This is a genomic window from Haloechinothrix alba, assembly GCF_900188115.1.
GTDB lineage: Bacteria > Actinomycetota > Actinomycetes > Mycobacteriales > Pseudonocardiaceae > Haloechinothrix > Haloechinothrix alba.
In genome coordinates this window covers 1-17,265 of the sequence record NZ_FZNW01000036.1, presented here as the reverse complement: position 1 = coordinate 17,265, position 17,265 = coordinate 1, and the positions used below count along the sequence as shown (strand labels likewise).

The following is a 17,265-nucleotide window of genomic DNA, read 5'->3' as shown; positions in this document are numbered from 1 at the left end:
TACGGCCACCACAGCCCCACCGCCCTCATCGCCATGATCTACCTCTGCGCCGGAGGCATCACCATCACACTCCCCACACAAACCTGAGGAGTCCCCTGAATGACGCTTTCAGTCCTTCTCATGGACTGAAAGCGTCATTCAGCGCACACTCAGCCGGCCTCGCGCAGGAGCAGGTCGACAGCGGCGTCGTTGCGCGCGGTCTCCTTCTCGATCACCGAACCCGGTGGGTAGAAGCCGTCGATGCCCCCTCCGCTCGGGTACATCTCGAAGGTGAAACTCAGGATGTCGTGCTCGCCCCACATCCAGTCGTTCACCGTGCCGTCGGTGATGTAGAAGTCGCTGGACTGCATCGGCTCGTAGCCATTGGTGTCTGCCATCGCCGTGCCCACGTCGACGAACCGCTGGTACTCCTCCTCGGTCATTCCGTCCGGGGTGTCCGCTGCGGTGAAACCGAACGGCCAGAGGACCAGCTCACCGTAGCTGTGGAAGTCGACATGGGCGGCGATGCGTTGCTGCCCGTCGACCACCCGGGAGTTGACGAACTCGGCGATCACCCGCGTCTCGGGGTCGGAGAACGGTTCCGGTCCCCGGTACGTATTCGAGCGAGGGTATCCGCTGGACCCGCCGCAGCATCCCCAGTTGTACGCCCAGTTGCGGTTGAGGTCGGTACCGACGGAGCCCCAGTAGTGCGGCATCCGGCTCTTGCGCCAGCCCTTGTACCGTTCGCCCGAGACGTCGTACGCGGCGCCGTCCGGGTTCACCATCGGCAGCACGTGGATCGCCCGCTCGTTCACCAGCTCGGTGACCTCCGGGCCGGTGCCGTACTCCGAGGTGAACCGGGTGACGATCCGCAGGCACATCTCGCTGGTCAGGTGTTCCCTGGCGTGCATCGTGCAGGTGAACAGCACCTCGGGCTCGGCGGGTTCGGCGCTGTCCTGTGCGGGGTTGTCGCTGATCGTGATCAGTGGCAGATCACGCCCCTCGTACGAGGTGCCGACGCTGGTCAGCTCGGTGATGTCCGGGTGCTCGGCAGCAGTGTCGCTGAGCACGGCGGTCATCTCCTCGTAGGCGTGGTACGCGTCGTCGACAGGCGGTGGGGCCGCGATCGACACCGGTTGGTGCCGCTGGGGCATGAACCCCCGCGCGCGCAGCTCGGCCACCTGGCGGTCCGTGGCACGCACGGCCAGCCCGTCCTGGTCCATGTGGAGGACGTCCACACCGGTGCGCGCGACCTCGGTGCGTTCGGCCGGGGTGTCGGCCCCGGGGACGAGGATGACGGTCTCGCTCCCGCTCGAGTCCTGTGCCTGCCCGTGGGTGGCCTCCGTCGCATCCGCCGTGACCGCCAGCGGGGCGAGTAGTGCGAGGCCCGCGGCGCCCGCGATGAGCGTTGCCGCGCGGTGCCGGGCGAGTCGTCTGGTGAGCACTGCTTGCCTCCAGGAGTCGTGGGGAGCACCCGCGTCGCTACGCCGGGTTGCCCACCACCGGTGGCCGTCCGGTGGTGCGGTGCGTCACCCGCAGCCGGCTGTCACGACCACGCCGTCCGGGCCGCCCCCAGAAGTCGAGTGCCCTCCACTCCCTCGGCGGGAGTGCTCCGCGCCCCAGCTACCCGGCGGGTGGCCGACACCGGCCGGCCGGTGCGTGGCCGACCGGTGTCGCCTGCGGCGTTGTCGTGGTGTGACGTACCAGATGTAGCCTGGTCGTCAGGTGTGTCACAACCAACGAATGTCGGAACTGCAGTGGACTGGCGAGGGACGAGCGCGTACGTTTAGGCGTGGAATACAACTGCATACCGGGTCGTACGAGCCGGAGCGGGAGAGACCTCGCCAGCGCGGCGGGGCGCCGAAGGAGCAAGATCCCCACCAAACTCTCAGGCATCCGATACCGCTTCAGGCCAGGCCACTCTGGAAAGCAGGCGCACCGCGCCTCACCCACGGTGCAAGCCTTGCCCGCGCTGGGCAGCAGCGCTGCAGGCGAAGCTCTCAGGTTCATGACAGAGGGGGAGTTCCGATCAGTACGAACCCGAGGAGCTCCGTATGCGCATCTCCCACCCCTTATGCAGCCGTTCAGTGGCTGGTCAGTGGCTGATCGAGCCCCGTTGAGGAGGTCTGGCGTGTCTACCCCGTCCCCCTTGCACGAGGTGCACAGCGAGCTGGGCGCCTCGTTCACGGATTTCGCGGGCTGGTCCATGCCCGTGCGTTACAGCAGCGAGCTCGCCGAGCATCGCGCGGTTCGGGAGTCGGCCGGTCTGTTCGACCTGTCGCACATGGCCGAGATCGAGGTTCGCGGGCCGCAGGCCGCGGACATGCTCGACTACGCTTTCGTCGGCAACCTGGCCACGGTCAAGGTCGGGCGAGCGCGGTACAGCGTGTTGTGCAACACCGCGGGTGGTGTGCTCGACGATCTGGTCACCTACCGGCTGGAGGAGGACCTCTATCTGGTGGTGGCCAACGCGGCCAACGCCGAGGTGGTCGCCACCGCGCTGACGGATCGTTCCGCGGGTTTCGACGTCGAGGTCACCAACCGCTCGGCCGATTACGCCCTGATCGCCGTGCAGGGGCCGGCCTCGGCGGACATCGTGCGCGCCGTCAGCGACGCCGATCTCGACTCGCTGCGTTACTACGCCAGTATGCCGGCCACTATCGATGGTGTGGACCTGTTGCTGGCCCGTACGGGCTACACCGGCGAGGACGGGTTCGAGCTGTACTGCGCGCCCGCGCAGGCGCGGCAGGTTTGGGACGCGCTGAGCGCGGCCGGGCAGGAGTACGGGCTGCTTCCCGCAGGGTTGGCGTGCCGGGACACCCTCCGCCTGGAGGCGGGAATGCCGCTGTACGGGCACGAGCTGACCGAGTACCTGACCCCCTTCGACGCGGGGCTGGGCCGGTTGGTGAAGTTCGAGAAGGCCAGCGACTTCGTCGGCCGCGACGCGCTCGCGGCACGGTCGGAGGCAGTGGCGCAGCGCGTCCTTGTCGGGCTCGCCGGTTCGGGGCGCCGCGCCCCGCGGTCGGGATATCCTGTTGTCGGACCGGACGGCGGCGAGTCGATCGGAGAGGTGACCAGCGGCGCCCTGTCGCCCACATTGGGGTATCCGATCGGGATGGCGTACGTGCCCGTCGAGTACAGCGATGTGGGTACCGAACTGTCCGTCGACGTGCGAGGTAAGAGCCTGCCCGTCGAGGTTGTCGCGCTGCCCTTCTACCGGCGGTCGTGACCGGCGGACGGGCACAGTGGGACAACCGACAAGTGCAGAACTGATCGAGGAGTAAGAGGCCACAGCATGAACTCGTTTGACGCACCGCTTGCCACCGTTGACCCGGAGGTTTCCGCGGCGATCGACGCCGAGCTGACCCGTCAGCAGTCGACGCTGGAGATGATCGCTTCGGAGAACTTCGCGCCGGTCGGGGTGCTGGAAGCCCAGGGTTCGGTGCTGACCAACAAGTACGCGGAGGGGTACCCGGGCCGGCGTTACTACGGTGGCTGCGAGCACGTCGATGTCGTCGAGGAACTGGCCATCAAGCGCGTCACCGAGCTGTTTGGCGCGGAGCACGCGAACGTGCAGCCGCACTCGGGTGCGCAGGCCAACGCCGCGGCGATGGCAGCGGTGCTCGAGCCGGGCGACACGATCATGGGGTTGGACCTGGCGCACGGCGGGCACCTCACACACGGGATGAAGATCAACTTCTCCGGCCGCCTGTACAACGTCGTCGCCTACCAGGTGGACAAGGAGTCGGGCCGCATCGACATGGGCGAGGTGGAGCGCCTCGCCAGGGAGCACCAGCCGAAGATGATCATCGCGGGCTGGTCGGCGTACCCGCGCCAGCTCGATTTCGCCGAGTTCCGCCGCATCGCCGACGCCGTGGGCGCCTACCTGCTCGTGGACATGGCGCACTTCGCAGGCCTGGTCGCCGCGGGCCTGCACCCCAACCCGGTGCCGCACGCGCACCTGGTGACCACGACGACGCACAAGACGCTCGGCGGCCCGCGCGGTGGCGTGATCATGTGTGGCCAGGAGCTGGCCAAGAAGGTCAACTCCACGGTGTTCCCCGGTCAGCAGGGCGGCCCCCTCGAGCACGTGATCGCGGCCAAGGCCGTCGGCTTCAAGATCAACGCCAGCGAGGAGTTCCGCGAGCGCCAGCAGCGTGTACTCGACGGCGCCCGGATCCTCGCCGAGCGGCTGTCGGCCTCCGACTGCGCGGAGGCAGGCGTGAAGGTCTCCTCCGGTGGCACCGACGTGCACCTGGTGCTCGTCGACATGGTGGCCTCCGAGCTGGACGGCAAGAACGCCGAGGACCGCCTGCACTCGATCGGCATCACGGTCAACCGCAATGCCGTGCCGTTCGACCCGCGCCCACCGATGGTGACGTCGGGCCTGCGGATCGGCACCCCCGCCCTGGCGGCACGCGGGTTCGGTACGGAAGACTTCACCGAGGTGGCTGACATCATCGCTACCGCGTTGCAGCCCAGTTTCGACGACGCCACACAGAAGGCGCTTGCCGAGCGGGTCGAGTTGCTGGCGCGGAAGCACCCGCTGTACCCGGACGTTCGGTAATCCCGAACCGTCCCGCCGAGGTCCCTGGAGGTAGAACCGTGAGCGTTGCCCCGGAGGGTCGCAAGATGCTGCGACTCGAGGTGCGGAACTCGCAGACGCCGATCGAGCGGAAACCGTCGTGGATCAAGACCCGGGCGCGCATGGGGCCGGAGTACACCGAGCTCAAGGGCCTGGTGCGGCGCGAGGGGCTGAACACGGTCTGCGAGGAGGCGGGCTGCCCGAACATCTACGAGTGTTGGGAGGACCGCGAGGCCACGTTCCTCATCGGTGGGGACCAGTGCACGCGGCGGTGTGACTTCTGCCAGATCGACACCGGCAAGCCTGCCGAGCTCGACACCACCGAGCCACGCCGGGTCGCCGAGAGTGTGCAGGCCATGGGCTTGCGCTACTCCACGGTGACCGGCGTGGCCCGGGACGACCTTCCGGACGGCGGTGCGTGGCTGTACGCCGAGACGGTGCGGCAGATCCACCAGCTCAACCGGGGTACCGGGGTGGAGCTGCTGATCCCGGACTTCAACGCGGAGCCGGACCAGCTGGCCGAGGTGTTCGGTTCCGAACCGGAGGTGCTCGCGCACAATACCGAGACGGTGCCGCGGATCTTCCGGTCCATCCGCCCCGGCTTCCGCTACGAGCGCTCGCTGGAGGTGCTCACGAAGGCGCGGGAGGCCGGTCTGGTGACGAAATCGAACCTGATCCTGGGCATGGGCGAGACCCCGGACGAGGTCGAGCCCGCGCTGGCCGACCTGTTCGACGCGGGCTGCGAGATCGTGACGATCACCCAGTACCTCCGGCCGTCGGCCAGGCACCATCCCGTGGACCGGTGGGTCAAGCCGGAGGAATTCGTGGAGCACACCGAGGCGGCCGAGCGTATCGGTTTCGCCGGGGTGATGGCCGGGCCGCTGGTGCGGTCGTCCTACCGGGCAGGCAAGTTGTACGCCCAGACGAAGCGGCACCGTGGTGAGCCGATCCCGGACAACCTGCAGCACCTCGCCTCCGCCGGACCGGCCGCCCAGGAAGCGCGCACCCTGCTGTCCGGCTGACCCAGCCGCTGCGGGGTGGGAGCCGAAGGTGACCTCGGGTTCCTAGAAGGAGCCCGAGGTCACCTTCGGCTCCCACCACACCCGCTCGGGCGCGGCGGCGACGCGGCCTCTACACTGGAACGTGGACCCCGCGCGGCGTCCACCCTGTGAACCTCCCCAGGGCCGGAAGGCAGCAAGGATAAGCAGGCTCTGGCGGGTGCGCGGGGTCCCCTTCTTGGCACGGTCGGCTGTCGACGGCCGGGTGGTGCCCATCGCAGGCAGTGCCGAGCCCGCTGGAGATCTACCCCACCAACCGGAGACCGCATTGGTGGAGCCGGTATCCTCACGGCGTGGCCCTCGCTCTGTACCGCAAGTACCGGCCGGCGACCTTTGCCGAGGTCGTGGGCCAGGATCACGTGACCGTCCCGCTGCGGACGGCGCTCGCCGCGGGCCGGATCAACCACGCGTACCTGTTCTCCGGTCCCCGTGGCTGTGGCAAGACGTCCTCGGCGCGGATCATGGCGCGCTCGCTGAACTGCGCGCAGGGTCCGACGGACGAGCCGTGCGGGGAGTGCGACTCCTGCCGCAACCTCGCCCCGGAAGGGCCGGGCAGCATCGATGTGATCGAGCTGGATGCGGCCAGCCACGGTGGCGTCGACGACGCGCGCGAGCTCCGGGACCGCGCGTTCTACGCGCCCGCGGAGTCCCGCTACCGGGTGTTCGTCATCGACGAGGCGCACATGGTCACCGCGCAGGGCTTCAACGCGCTGCTCAAGATCGTCGAGGAGCCGCCGGAACACCTGATCTTCATCTTCGCCACCACCGAGCCGGACAAGGTGCTGACCACCATCCGGTCGCGGACGCATCACTACCCGTTCCGGCTCATCCCACCGGGGGCGATGCGTGAGCTGCTGGAGCGCAACGCCGCCGCCGAGGGCGTGACGGTGGAACCTCCGGTGTTCCCGCTGGTCATCCGGGCAGGTGCGGGATCGGCACGGGACACCCAGTCGGTGCTGGATCAGCTGCTCGCGGGGGCAGGCCCGGAAGGCGTGACCTACGACCGCGCCGTGGCGCTGCTCGGCTTCACCGACTCGGCCCTGCTGGACGACATGATCCACGCGCTGTCCGCGGAGGATGCCGCGTCGGTGTACGGCACGATCGAGCGACTCACCGAGGCCGGGCACGACCCGCGCAGGTTCGCCACCGACCTGCTGACGCGCCTGCGCGACCTCGTCCTGCTGCGTTCGGTCCCGGACGCGGGCGAGCAGGGGCTCGTCGCGGCGCCGGAGGAAGAGCTGAACCGGATGTCCGCTCAGGCGGACCGGATCGGCCTCGGGACGCTGACCCGGTACGCCGAGATCGTCCATAACGGACTTCGCGAGATGCGCGGCGCTACCGCGCCCAGGCTGCTGCTCGAGTTGCTGTGCGCGCGGATGATGTTGCCCGCCGCCACCGATGACGAGGCTGCCGTGCTGCACAGGGTCGAGCGGCTGGAACGCAGGGTGACCGCCGGAGGGGCCGCTGCGGCCGGGGAGCCCGCCGACCGGGCGAGCGAGGAGCGCCGGGCTGCGCCCCAGCAGCACCAGGACTCCGCGCAGCCGGGACAGGAGCAGCCCCTTCGACGTGGCGAGCAGGCGGGCGAGCAGCGACCCCAGCAGGAACGACCGTCCGAACAGGACGAACAGGACGCCGCTCCCGCGGCGGCCCGGCAAGCGCGGCCGCGGGAGGAGCCTCCACCGGAGCCACAACCGCAGGCGTCCCCGGAACCGGAGCCTCAGCCGCAGCAACCCCAGGAGCCGTCGCAGGGCCCGGCACAACCGGGCAGCATCGACGCCACCGCGCTGCGCGGTATCTGGTCGCAACTGCTCGCGGAGGTGCGCAAGAGCAGCAGGAGTACCGAGGCGATGCTGACCAACGCCACCGTGCACAGCGTGGACGGCTCGTCCGTTGTGCTCTCGCATACGGCGGCGCCGCTCGCGCGGCGGCTGTCCGAGGAACGCAACACCGATGCCGTCGCGGCCGCACTTCACCAGGTTCTCGGCGGCCAGTGGGAGGTGACGTGCGTCCACGCGGGCGGCGAGGCCGGTGCGGCTCCGCAAGCGGACCGGCAGCGTCCCCAGCAGCAGACCCAGCAGCAGACCCAGCAACAGACCCGGCAGCAGACTCAGCAGTCCCCCGAGCAGGCACAGCAGCACAGCCCGGCCCCGGAGCGGCAAGCGGCGAGCCGGCAGCCGGTGACGGAGTCGCAGGAGGCACCGGATGCCGCGCGCCCGGAACCGGAGCGCGCTGAACCGCAGCGCACCGAACCGCAGCGCACCGAACCGCAGCGCACAGAGCCCCAACCGCCCGGTCCCGCCGCGTACGCGGCGGGTGCCGACGACGACATCCCGTTGCCGCCCGAGGAGCCGGATCCCGAGCCGGATCCGGAGCCGCCGGGCGGTTCCGGGCAGCAGGGCGTGTCGGTACACCAGCTGCTGTCCGACGAGCTGGGAGCGCGCCAGCTCGAGTGACAGCCCGGCTCGCGGCTGCCGTGGCCGTCTTGCGGCGGTCGGAACGGAGCCCGAGTCATATCAGCGGTTAAGCTGGACGTAGCACGCCCGGCGGGCTGGGTGCGAGCAGGCGAGCGGGCCCAGGGCGGCGAACACGAGACGTCGACGGCGGAAGGATCGAGGCCGAATCATGGTGCAGCCAGGTGGTGGCATGCCCGACATGCAGCAGATCATGCAGCAGGCGCAGCAGATGCAGGAGCAGTTGCAGAACGCGCAGGCGGAGCTCGCGGACACCGAGGTGACCGGTTCGGCGGGGGGCGGTATGGTCCGCGCCGTCGTCACGGGCGGGCTCGAGCTCAAGGACCTCACCATCGATCCGAGCGTGGTGGACCCGGAGGACACCGAGACGCTGTCGGATCTGGTGGTTGCGGCCGTACGCGACGGCATGTCGGCAGCGCAGAAGCTCACAGAGGACAAACTTGGCCCGCTCGCCGGTGGACTCGGCGGCGGGATGGATCTCGGCGGGCTGGGCGGTCCCAGCTTGCCGGGTTCCGCTCAGTAACCGACCAACGGGAGCGGAGCGGGAGTTGTACGAGGGAGTAGTACAAGACCTCATCGACGAGCTGGGCAGGTTGCCAGGGGTCGGGCCGAAGAGCGCGCAGCGCATCGCGTTCCACCTGCTCAGCTCGGATCCCGCGGACATCACCAGGCTCGCCGAGGTGCTCGGCAAGGTCGCAGAGGGAGTGCAGTTCTGCGAGACGTGCGGCAACGTCGCCGAGCAGGAACAGTGCCGCATCTGCCGTGACGAGCGGCGAGAGCCGAACGTGATCTGCGTCGTGGAGGAATCCAAGGACGTGCTCGCCGTGGAACGCACGCGCGAGTTCAAGGGGCGCTATCACGTGCTGGGTGGAGCCCTCGACCCGCTCTCCGGGGTCGGCCCCGACCAGTTACGCATGCGGGAGCTGCTGGCCCGGATCTCCTCCGACGAGGTCACCGAGGTCATCATCGCCACCGACCCGAACACCGAGGGTGAGGCCACAGCGACGTACCTCGTGCGGGTGCTGCGGGACTTCCCCGGCCTGACGGTGACCCGGCTGGCCTCGGGGCTTCCCATGGGCGGCGACCTCGAGTTCGCCGACGAGCTCACCCTCGGCCGTGCCCTGTCCGGTCGCCGCGCGCTGTGACGGCCCGCGGCGACCGGGCTGCGCATCTCCGCCAGTGGCACAGCTGTGCCACTCCGTAGCAGGATCGTGACCTCAAGTGGTTAACTGAACGAACGGTTGGCGCTAGTGTCTGCGCCCATGAGTTCGCCTGGCGCGGCCCGAACGGGTCGCTTGGGGCGGGAACCGACCATGTGCAAGGGGTGCAGACATGCTCCAATCGCGGGTGACGCGGCTCGGCCGTACGGCCCTGATCGGGATCGTCGGTGCGCTCGCAGTGTCGTTGGCAGGATGCGAGTCCGAGCGTGACACCGGGGACGGTGATCGCAATGAGACCGAGCCGTTCGTTTTCGGTGTGCCGACCGATGCGCGGACCCTGGATCCGATCTTCACAACCGACGGGGAGACGTTCCGGGTCACGCGGCAGATCTACGACACCCTCCTCGACCACGAACCGGGTGGGAAGGAGATCGTCGGTGGCCTGGCCGAGGATTGGGAGTCCTCCGACGACGGGCTGGAGTGGACATTCCAGCTCCGTGAGGGCGTGACATTCCATGACGGCGAGGAGCTCGACGGCGAAGCCGTGTGCGCCAACTTCGACCGGTGGCACAACTTCGAGGGCGCCTACCAGGACACCAACTTCACGTACTACTGGCAGAACATGTTCGGTGGGTTCGCCGAGAACGAGGAAGGCGTGGACACCGAGGAGAAGTTCCGCTCGTGTACCGCCGACGGGCTGACCGTCACCATCGAGGTGGCAGAGCCGTCTGCGAGCTACCCCGGCGCGTTCAGCATGGCCACCTTCGCCATCCTCAGCCCGGGCAGCCTCGAGCAGATCGAGGACGACGAGATCACGAGCGCGGACTCCGCCTTCCCGGACTACACCCAGGGTGAAGGGGTACTGGCAGGCACCGGCCCGTACCAGATCTCCGGCTGGGATCACGGCTCACAGGAGATCACCCTGGAGCGGTTCGACGACTACTGGGGCGACAACGCCAAGGTGAAGACGCTGATCTTCAAGACGATCTCGGAGGAGACCGCACGTAGGCAGGCGCTCGAGGCCGGGGACATCCACGGTTACGACCTCGCCGCTCCGGGTGACGTCGAGCCGCTGAAGGAGAACGGCTTCCAGGTGCCGACCCGAGACGTGTTCAACATCCTGTACCTGGCGTTCCAGCAGGAGACGACCCCGGAGTTCGCCGACCTCGAGGTACGCCAGGCGATGGCACACGCGGTGGACAGGCAGCGAATCGTGGACACGATCCTGCCGGAGGGTGGCGAGGTCGCCTCGCAGTTCATGCCGCCCACTGTGGACGGATGGTCGGAGGACGTCACCACCTATGACTACGATCCCGAGCTCGCCGAGGAGATGATCTCCGACGCGGGGGTCGACGGTCTGACGGTGGACTTCTGCTACGTCACCGACACCTCGCGCCCGTACATGCCTGCGGTGCGTGACATCTTCGAGATCATCTCCAGCGACCTCGAGGAGGTGGGCCTGTCCATCGACCCCAAGCCGATGGAGTGGGACCAGTACATCCCGGCGACCAACAGCGGCCAGTGCAGCCTCTACCTGCTGGGATGGACGGGTGACTTCAACGAGGGTTACAACTTCCTCGGAACCTGGTTCGACCGGCCGAGCGATGAGTGGGGCTTCGAGAACGACGAGATCTTCGACCTGATGAGCGAGATCGATCGCACTCCCGACCCGGAGGAACGGGCCGGGAAGCTCGCCGAGGCCAACGAGGTCATCATGGACTTCCTGCCGGGCCTGCCCATCTCGAGCTCACCTCCGGCCATCGCCTTCGCGCCGGACGTGGAGCCGATGGACGTCTCCCCGCTGACCCAGGAAGTGTTCGCCGACGTCAGCTTCGCGGAAGAGTGACGGCCCCGCCGCGCGGGGTGCTCTGCGTGACGTGCCCGGACGGCACAGGTCGCAGGCACCCCGCGCGGTGACCGCTCGCGATCGCACGCGCGACCTCGACCGTGAATGAGAGACCGTGTTCCGTTACATCCTCAAGCGCTTGTTGCAACTGATTCCGGCGCTGTTCGGGCTGTCGATCCTGCTGTTCTTCTGGTTACGGCTACTTCCGGGTGGGCCGGAGAACACACTGTTGCCGGATGACGCCTCCGCCCAGCAGCGGGAGGCACTGCGTGAGTCCCTCGGGCTCAACGAGCCCATCATCGTCCAGTACGGACTGTTCCTGAAACGGCTGGGGGAGTTCGACTTCGGCAACTCCTTGCAGACGGGCAGGCCCGTCATGGAGGAGTTCACCACCAGGTTCCCCGCGACGGCGGAGCTGGCGATCGCCGCCATGCTCATCGCCGTGTGCGTGGGCATCCCGCTCGGCTACTTCGCGGCGCGCAAGCGAGGCAGCTTCCTGGACTCGAGCGCGGTTGCCGGTTCGCTGCTCGGCATCTGCATCCCGGTGTTCTTCCTGGCGGCCATGCTCAAGGTCGTCTTCGCGGAGAAGCTCGGGTGGCTTCCCTCGGCGTTCCGGCTCGGCGCCGGAGCGCGCTTCACCGAGATCACCGGCTTTCGCGTGCTGGACAGCGTGCTCACCGGGGAGTTCGATGTCACGGTCAGCGCGCTCGGCCACCTCATCCTGCCCGGACTGGCGCTGTCCTCCATCCCACTCGCGGTGATCACCAGGATGACCCGGGCGAGCGTGCTCGAGGTACTCGGCCAGGACTACGTCCGGACCGCCGAGTCCAAGGGGCTGCAACCGACGGTGGTGCGCACCCGGCACGTGCTGCGCAACGCCATGCTGCCGGTGATCACCGCGATCGGCCTGCTGACCGGCAGCCTGCTGGCCGGTGCCGTGCTGACGGAGAGCGTGTTCGCCTTCGGCGGCATCGGCTCGTTCATCTACGAGTCCACCCAGCAGCGTGACTACCCGGCGATCCTGGGCTTCCTCATGCTCATCGCGATCATCTATGTGGTCGTCAACCTCCTTGTGGACCTGTCGTACACGCTGTTCGATCCGAGAGTGCGGGTGCGCTGATGGCTCTGGGGACAGACAGGGTGAACAAGGTCGATCGGCTCGCCGAGCTCACCGCGCAGCGGGACGGCGACGCCGAGGGCGCGAGCCTGCTGCGGGAGACGTTCGGCAGGCTACGCCGCAGCCCCATGGCGATCTCCGGCGCGGTGATCGTGGGCGCGTTCCTGTTCGTCGCGGTCATCGCGCCGTTCGTCGCGCCCTACGAGCCCGGGGCGCAGCTGTGGGGCAGGGAGGTCATGCCGAACCAGAACGTCTTCGTCGGACCCCGCGGGGAGAACTGGTTCGGGCTCGACCACCTCGGACGCGACCAGCTCTCCAGGATGCTGGTCGGGGCGCGCAACTCGCTGCTGGTCGGCGTGGTCGCGACCCTGCTCGGGTTCACCGCGGGCGCGATGCTCGGTGGGGTCGCAGGGGCGGCCGTGAGCCTCGGCAGGGCATGGGGTCGGCGGCTGGACGCGGTGATCATGCGTTTCATCGACATGATGCTGGCCATCCCCGCCTTGCTGATCGCGGTGAGCATCGCGGCGATACTCGGGCCGAGCCTGACCACGGTGATGGTGGCTGTCGGCCTGGCGCAGGTACCGATCTTCGCCAGGCTGCTGCGAGGATCCATGCTCGCTCAGTCGCATTCGGACTATGTACTCGCCGCGACGGCGCTCGGGGTCCGCAGGCCGCGGATCGTGCGTTCGCACATCCTGCCGAACTCGCTGGGGCCGGTCATCGTGCAGGCGACCCTGACCCTGGCCACGGCGATCATCGAGGCCGCCGCGCTGTCGTACCTGGGTTTCGGGAACCCGGATCCGGCCACCCCGGACTGGGGAGCCATGCTCGCCGACGCGCAGCGGTTCCTCGTCGGGGCGCCGGAGCTGGCGATGTACCCGGCCGTGGCCATCATCATCACCGCACTCGGCTTCACGCTGCTCGGTGAAGCGATGCGGGAGTCCCTCGACCCGAAACTGCGGAAGTGATCGCATGCCCTTGCTGACGGTCGACAACCTCTCGGTCACCTTCACCGGAGACGACAAGCGGCCGGTGCGTGCCGTCGACGGGGTTTCGTTCGGCATGGACGAGGGCGAGGTGCTCGGGCTCGTCGGCGAGTCCGGTTGCGGGAAGAGCGTGACCTCGCTGGCACTCATGGGGTTGCTGCCGAGCCGCGGGGTCGAGGTCGGTGGCCGCGTACACTTCGACGGCATCGACGTGCGGTCGCTGCCCGCACGGCGGCTGCGGGACATGCGGGGCAGCCAGCTGGCGATGATCTTCCAGGATCCGCTGTCCTCGCTCAACCCCGTTGTGCCGATCGGCAGGCAGGTGACCGAGACACTCAGGCGCCACAAGGGTATGCGGGGCAAGGCCGCCCGGGAGCGTGCCGCCGAGCTGCTGGACCGGGTCGGGATCCCCGACCCCGCGCGGCGGCTGACGGAGTACCCGCACCAGCTGTCCGGGGGAATGCGCCAGCGGGCGCTGATCGCGATGGCCGTCGCGTGCGCCCCGCGCCTGCTGATCGCCGACGAACCGACCACGGCCCTCGACGTCACCATCCAGGCCCAGATCCTCGACCTGCTCGGTGAGCTCGTGCGCTCGGAAGGGACCTCGCTGCTCATGATCACCCATGACCTGGGAGTGGTGGCCGGGCTGTGCGACAACATCAACGTGCTCTACGCGGGCAGGGTGATCGAGGCGAGTAGCAGGCAGCAGCTGTTCGCGAACCCGCACCACCCGTACACGGCGGGACTGCTCGGCTCGGTCCCGCGGCTCGACGCCCCGCGCGGCGAGGCGCTTACCCCGATCCGCGGCTCCATCAACGACACGATCGACTGGAACGACGGCTGCGCGTTCGCGCCCCGCTGCGACCACTACACGATGGAGTGCCTGACCGGCACGCCCGAGCTCGTACCCGCGGGCGAGGGCCACCAGCACCGCTGCGTCAACCCGGTGAACCTCGACCCCGGCCCGGCAGATGCCGACCGGCACGGCCATGTCGCGGAGGGAGACAACGTTCGATGAGCGTGCTCGAACTGGAAGACCTCAAGGTGCACTTCCCGATCAGGAGCGGGGTCGTTTTCGAGCGGACCGTCGGGTACGTGCATGCGGTCGACGGTGTCTCGCTTTCCGTCGAGGCCGGCAGCACCTACGGTCTGGTCGGCGAGTCAGGTTGTGGCAAGACCACGCTGGGCAGGGCGGTGTTGCGGCTCGTCGACATCACCTCGGGGCACGTGCGTTTCGAGGGAACCGACCTGGCCGAGCTGTCGGGCGAGCAGATGCGGCGCGCCCGAAGCCGGCTGCAGATGGTGTTCCAGGACCCGCTCGGCAGCCTCGACCCCCGTCAGAACGTGGAGTCGATCCTGGCCGAAGGGCTCGAGGTCCACGGGATCGGCCGGAGCAGGGCCGATCGCCGTGCGAAGATCGTCGACACGTTGGAGCGGGTGGGCTTGGCGAGCAACGCGCTGTCGCGCTACCCGCACGAGTTCTCCGGCGGGCAGCGCCAGCGGATCGGTATCGCGCGTGCTCTGGTGTTGGAGCCCGACGTGATCATCTGTGACGAGCCGGTGTCGGCATTGGACGTCTCGGTGCAGGCCCAGGTGCTGAACCTGCTCGAGGAGCTGCAGTCGGCATTCGGGCTGACCTACCTGGTGATCGCGCACGATCTCGCTGTTGTGCGGCACATCTCCGACGTGATCGGGGTGATGTACCTCGGCGGGCTTGTGGAGGAGGCAGGGGCGGACGAGCTCTACACCGAGCCGATGCACCCCTACACCAAGGCGCTGCTGTCCGCTGTGCCGATCCCGGACCCGGTGGTCGAGGACGCGCGGGAGCAGATCCTGATCCCCGGCGACCTCCCGTCGCCGTCCTCCCCGCCGAGCGGGTGCCGGTTCCACACCCGGTGCCCGTGGCGGCAACCCGAGCGGTGTGACACCGAACGCCCGGAGCTGCGCGAGGTGGCCCCTGGACACCGGGTGGCCTGCCACTACGCCGAGGAGATCCTGGCAGGCGAGCTGCGGCCGCGTTCGGCGGATGTGGCCTCGGATACCCCGCCACGGGCATGAGGCTCGCGGTGCGTCGCGTCGGTGTCACCTCGAGCGGGCCTGGAGCCGAGCAGTACACCGCCGATGACCAGCAGGGCGGCGAACAGCTCGACGGCGGTGGGGCGCTCGCCGAGCAGCACGAAGGCCGCGGACATCCCGACGACCGGTACCAGCATGGAGAACGGCGCGACGGTGCCCGCCGGGTTGCGCCCCATGAGCACCGCCCACAGCGCGGCCGCGATCACGCTGCCGAACAGCGCGACGTAAGCCAGGCCGCCGAGAGCGGCCCAGCCTTGCGCGGAGTCGATCGTGCTCACCGCGCGCCACGCGGTGCCCGGCCCCTCCGCGAGCAGGGACAGGGTCAGCAGCGGAAGGGGTGGCACGACCGCCATCCAGACCGTGAACCGCAGGGCGCTGTCCGGCCGGGCCTTGCGCACGCACAGGTTGCCCGCCGCCCAGCTCAGCGCGCCGAGCAGGGTCAGCACCATCGGCAACAACGCGGCGTGCTCGAACCGTTGCCATCCGATCAGTGCCATGCCCGCGGCCGCGATCACCACGCCGAGCGCCGCGACGGGGCGCACCGGCTCTGCAAGCAGGAGCACACCGAGCAGCACCGTGAACGGTGCGGAGGCCTGCAGGACGAGGGAGGCGAGGCCCGCGGGCATCCCGAGTTCTATGGCGACGAACAGGAACGCGAACTGGCACGTGCCTGTACCGAGCCCGTAACCGAGCAACCACCGCAGCGGTACGCGGGGTGGTGGCACGAACAGCACCACGGGGATGGCGATCAGGGTGAATCGCAGGGCAGCCGCGAGCAGCGGCGGGAAGTGCCCGAGTGTGATGTCGATGGCGATGAAGTTCATACCCCAGAGCAGGGCGATGACGACGGCAAGGAAGCGATCGTGGGAAGCCACGCTACCGAGAGTGGTGCGAGGAAATATAAAGCACAAGCGAAAATAATTGTAAAGTATTTGTAGTATTACTGTATGGACATTCCCAAGCTGCGCACGCTGCGCGAGTTCGCCGACCGGGGGAGCGTGACCGCGGTCGCCGAGGCGCTGCATTGCACGCCTTCGGCCGTGTCCCAGCAGCTCCGGGCGCTCCAGGCGGAGGTCGGGGTCCCGCTGACCGAGCCGGCGGGCAGGGGGATGCGGCTCACCGACGCCGGACGTGCGCTGGTGGCCCGCGCGGACGAGGTGCTCGCCGCTCTGGAGCGCGCGGAGTCGGATGTGGACACCTACCGCAGCGCGCCGCGCGGGCGCGTGCGGGTGGCGCTGTTCCCCTCGGCCGCGTTGATGTTGCTCCCGGGGTTCCTGCACAGGGTCGCCGAGGTCACCGACCTCGAGGTGGAGTCATCGGGTGTGGAGCTGACGCCGGGCGAGGTCCCCGGCTTGCTCGCGGATTTCGACATCGTGCTGACCCACAGGGACGAGCACGCGGAGGCACTCGACTCGCCGTCGGGTGCCGCCGGCGAGGACGCGAGCAGGCTGCGTGTGGTGCACCTGCTACGGGAACCGTTCGACATCGCGCTGCCGCACGGCCACCGGCTCGGGGCGAAACACAAGGTGGAGCTTGCCGATCTCGCGCACGAGCGGTGGATCAGCGTGGACGTCGGCTTCCCCGCGGACGACGTGTTGCGGTCCGTGGCGATTCGCACCGGGATGCACCCATACGTCGTGCAGCGCATCAACGACTTCCGGGTGATCGAGGCGCTGGTGGCTGCCGGGCACGGGGTCGCGCTGCTGCCGAGGTACTCCATGGCTGCCCGGGGAGGCCGCCTGGTCCGGCGTCCCCTCGCCGGGATCCGCGCGGCACGGCACATCGAGGCGGTGCTCCGGGCCGGGGGACCGACCCGCCCCGCCGTCTCCGCGGTCCTCGACATGCTCAGCGCCGAGGCCACCGCCGTCACCAGCACCCCGGGCGCTGAATGAGGTTCTCCTCGGGTTTGTGTGGGTGGTGTGCGCGGTAGGTGGGGGTGGTGTGCCGGCTGTGTCAGGCGTGTGGTGATTGTGCGGCGTGGATGAGG

Annotated in this window: 14 protein-coding genes, 1 other RNA gene and 1 riboswitch; of the genes, 13 read left to right on the top strand and 2 right to left on the bottom strand. The window is 68.9% G+C overall.

Annotated elements, in window-relative coordinates; all coding sequences use genetic code 11:
* Positions 1-149: 149 nt before the first annotated feature.
* Positions 150-1,424, bottom strand: coding sequence for a M14 family metallopeptidase (locus CHB84_RS21145; protein WP_176440078.1), 1,275 nt, complete (start codon positions 1,422-1,424; stop codon positions 150-152).
* Positions 1,425-1,799: 375 nt separating this feature from the next.
* Positions 1,800-1,894: riboswitch (glycine riboswitch) on the top strand.
* A 216-nt stretch (positions 1,895-2,110) separates the two neighbouring features.
* Between CHB84_RS21145 and gcvT the strand changes: the two genes are divergently transcribed.
* The 12 genes from gcvT (at position 2,111) to CHB84_RS21085 (ending at position 15,260) form a co-directional block, all read left to right on the top strand.
* Positions 2,111-3,208: a glycine cleavage system aminomethyltransferase GcvT gene (gcvT, locus tag CHB84_RS21140; RefSeq protein ID WP_245818879.1), complete on the top strand. Its 1,098-nt coding sequence runs from the start codon at positions 2,111-2,113 to the stop codon at positions 3,206-3,208.
* A 66-nt stretch (positions 3,209-3,274) separates the two neighbouring features.
* Positions 3,275-4,546 carry a serine hydroxymethyltransferase gene (glyA, locus tag CHB84_RS21135; protein ID WP_089303412.1) on the top strand — a complete coding sequence of 424 codons (1,272 nt, stop codon included), beginning with the start codon at positions 3,275-3,277 and terminating at the stop codon, positions 4,544-4,546.
* Positions 4,547-4,584: 38 nt separating this feature from the next.
* Positions 4,585-5,586: a lipoyl synthase gene (lipA, locus tag CHB84_RS21130; protein ID WP_089303411.1), complete on the top strand. Its 1,002-nt coding sequence runs from the start codon at positions 4,585-4,587 to the stop codon at positions 5,584-5,586.
* Positions 5,587-5,706: 120 nt separating this feature from the next.
* An RNA gene (gene ffs / locus CHB84_RS21125) (signal recognition particle sRNA small type) lies at positions 5,707-5,801 on the top strand.
* 114 nt (positions 5,802-5,915) lie between these two features.
* Positions 5,916-8,075: a DNA polymerase III subunit gamma and tau gene (locus CHB84_RS21120; protein WP_089303410.1), complete on the top strand. Its 2,160-nt coding sequence runs from the start codon at positions 5,916-5,918 to the stop codon at positions 8,073-8,075.
* 169 nt (positions 8,076-8,244) lie between these two features.
* Positions 8,245-8,616: a YbaB/EbfC family nucleoid-associated protein gene (locus CHB84_RS21115; protein WP_089303409.1), complete on the top strand. Its 372-nt coding sequence runs from the start codon at positions 8,245-8,247 to the stop codon at positions 8,614-8,616.
* Positions 8,617-8,641: 25 nt separating this feature from the next.
* Entirely contained in the window at positions 8,642-9,238 is a 597-nt protein-coding gene (recR, locus tag CHB84_RS21110) for a recombination mediator RecR (protein ID WP_089303408.1), read from the top strand.
* Positions 9,239-9,425: 187 nt separating this feature from the next.
* A complete protein-coding gene (locus CHB84_RS21105; protein WP_089303407.1) occupies positions 9,426-11,099 on the top strand; it encodes an ABC transporter substrate-binding protein in 1,674 nt (557 codons plus the stop codon).
* Between the two features lie 115 nt (positions 11,100-11,214).
* Positions 11,215-12,219: an ABC transporter permease gene (locus CHB84_RS21100; RefSeq protein ID WP_089303406.1), complete on the top strand. Its 1,005-nt coding sequence runs from the start codon at positions 11,215-11,217 to the stop codon at positions 12,217-12,219.
* Positions 12,216-13,184, top strand: coding sequence for an ABC transporter permease (locus tag CHB84_RS21095; RefSeq protein ID WP_425432326.1), 969 nt, complete (start codon positions 12,216-12,218; stop codon positions 13,182-13,184). Before CHB84_RS21100 ends, CHB84_RS21095 begins: the two co-directional genes overlap by 4 nt.
* Before the next feature lie 4 nt (positions 13,185-13,188).
* Positions 13,189-14,220, top strand: coding sequence for an ABC transporter ATP-binding protein (locus CHB84_RS21090; RefSeq protein WP_089303404.1), 1,032 nt, complete (start codon positions 13,189-13,191; stop codon positions 14,218-14,220).
* On the top strand, positions 14,217-15,260 hold the full coding sequence (locus tag CHB84_RS21085; RefSeq protein ID WP_089303403.1) for an ABC transporter ATP-binding protein: 1,044 nt from the start codon (positions 14,217-14,219) through the stop codon (positions 15,258-15,260). The genes CHB84_RS21090 and CHB84_RS21085 overlap by 4 nt, the downstream gene beginning before the upstream one ends.
* On the opposite strand, the gene CHB84_RS21080 is transcribed toward CHB84_RS21085, so the two are convergent.
* Positions 15,182-16,153 carry an EamA family transporter gene (locus CHB84_RS21080; protein ID WP_089303402.1) on the bottom strand — a complete coding sequence of 324 codons (972 nt, stop codon included), beginning with the start codon at positions 16,151-16,153 and terminating at the stop codon, positions 15,182-15,184. The two genes, CHB84_RS21085 and CHB84_RS21080, sit on opposite strands and share 79 nt — an antisense overlap.
* A gap of 72 nt (positions 16,154-16,225) precedes the next feature.
* Between CHB84_RS21080 and CHB84_RS21075 the strand changes: the two genes are divergently transcribed.
* Positions 16,226-17,170, top strand: coding sequence for a LysR family transcriptional regulator (locus CHB84_RS21075; protein WP_089303401.1), 945 nt, complete (start codon positions 16,226-16,228; stop codon positions 17,168-17,170).
* The last annotated feature ends 95 nt before the right edge of the window (positions 17,171-17,265 follow it).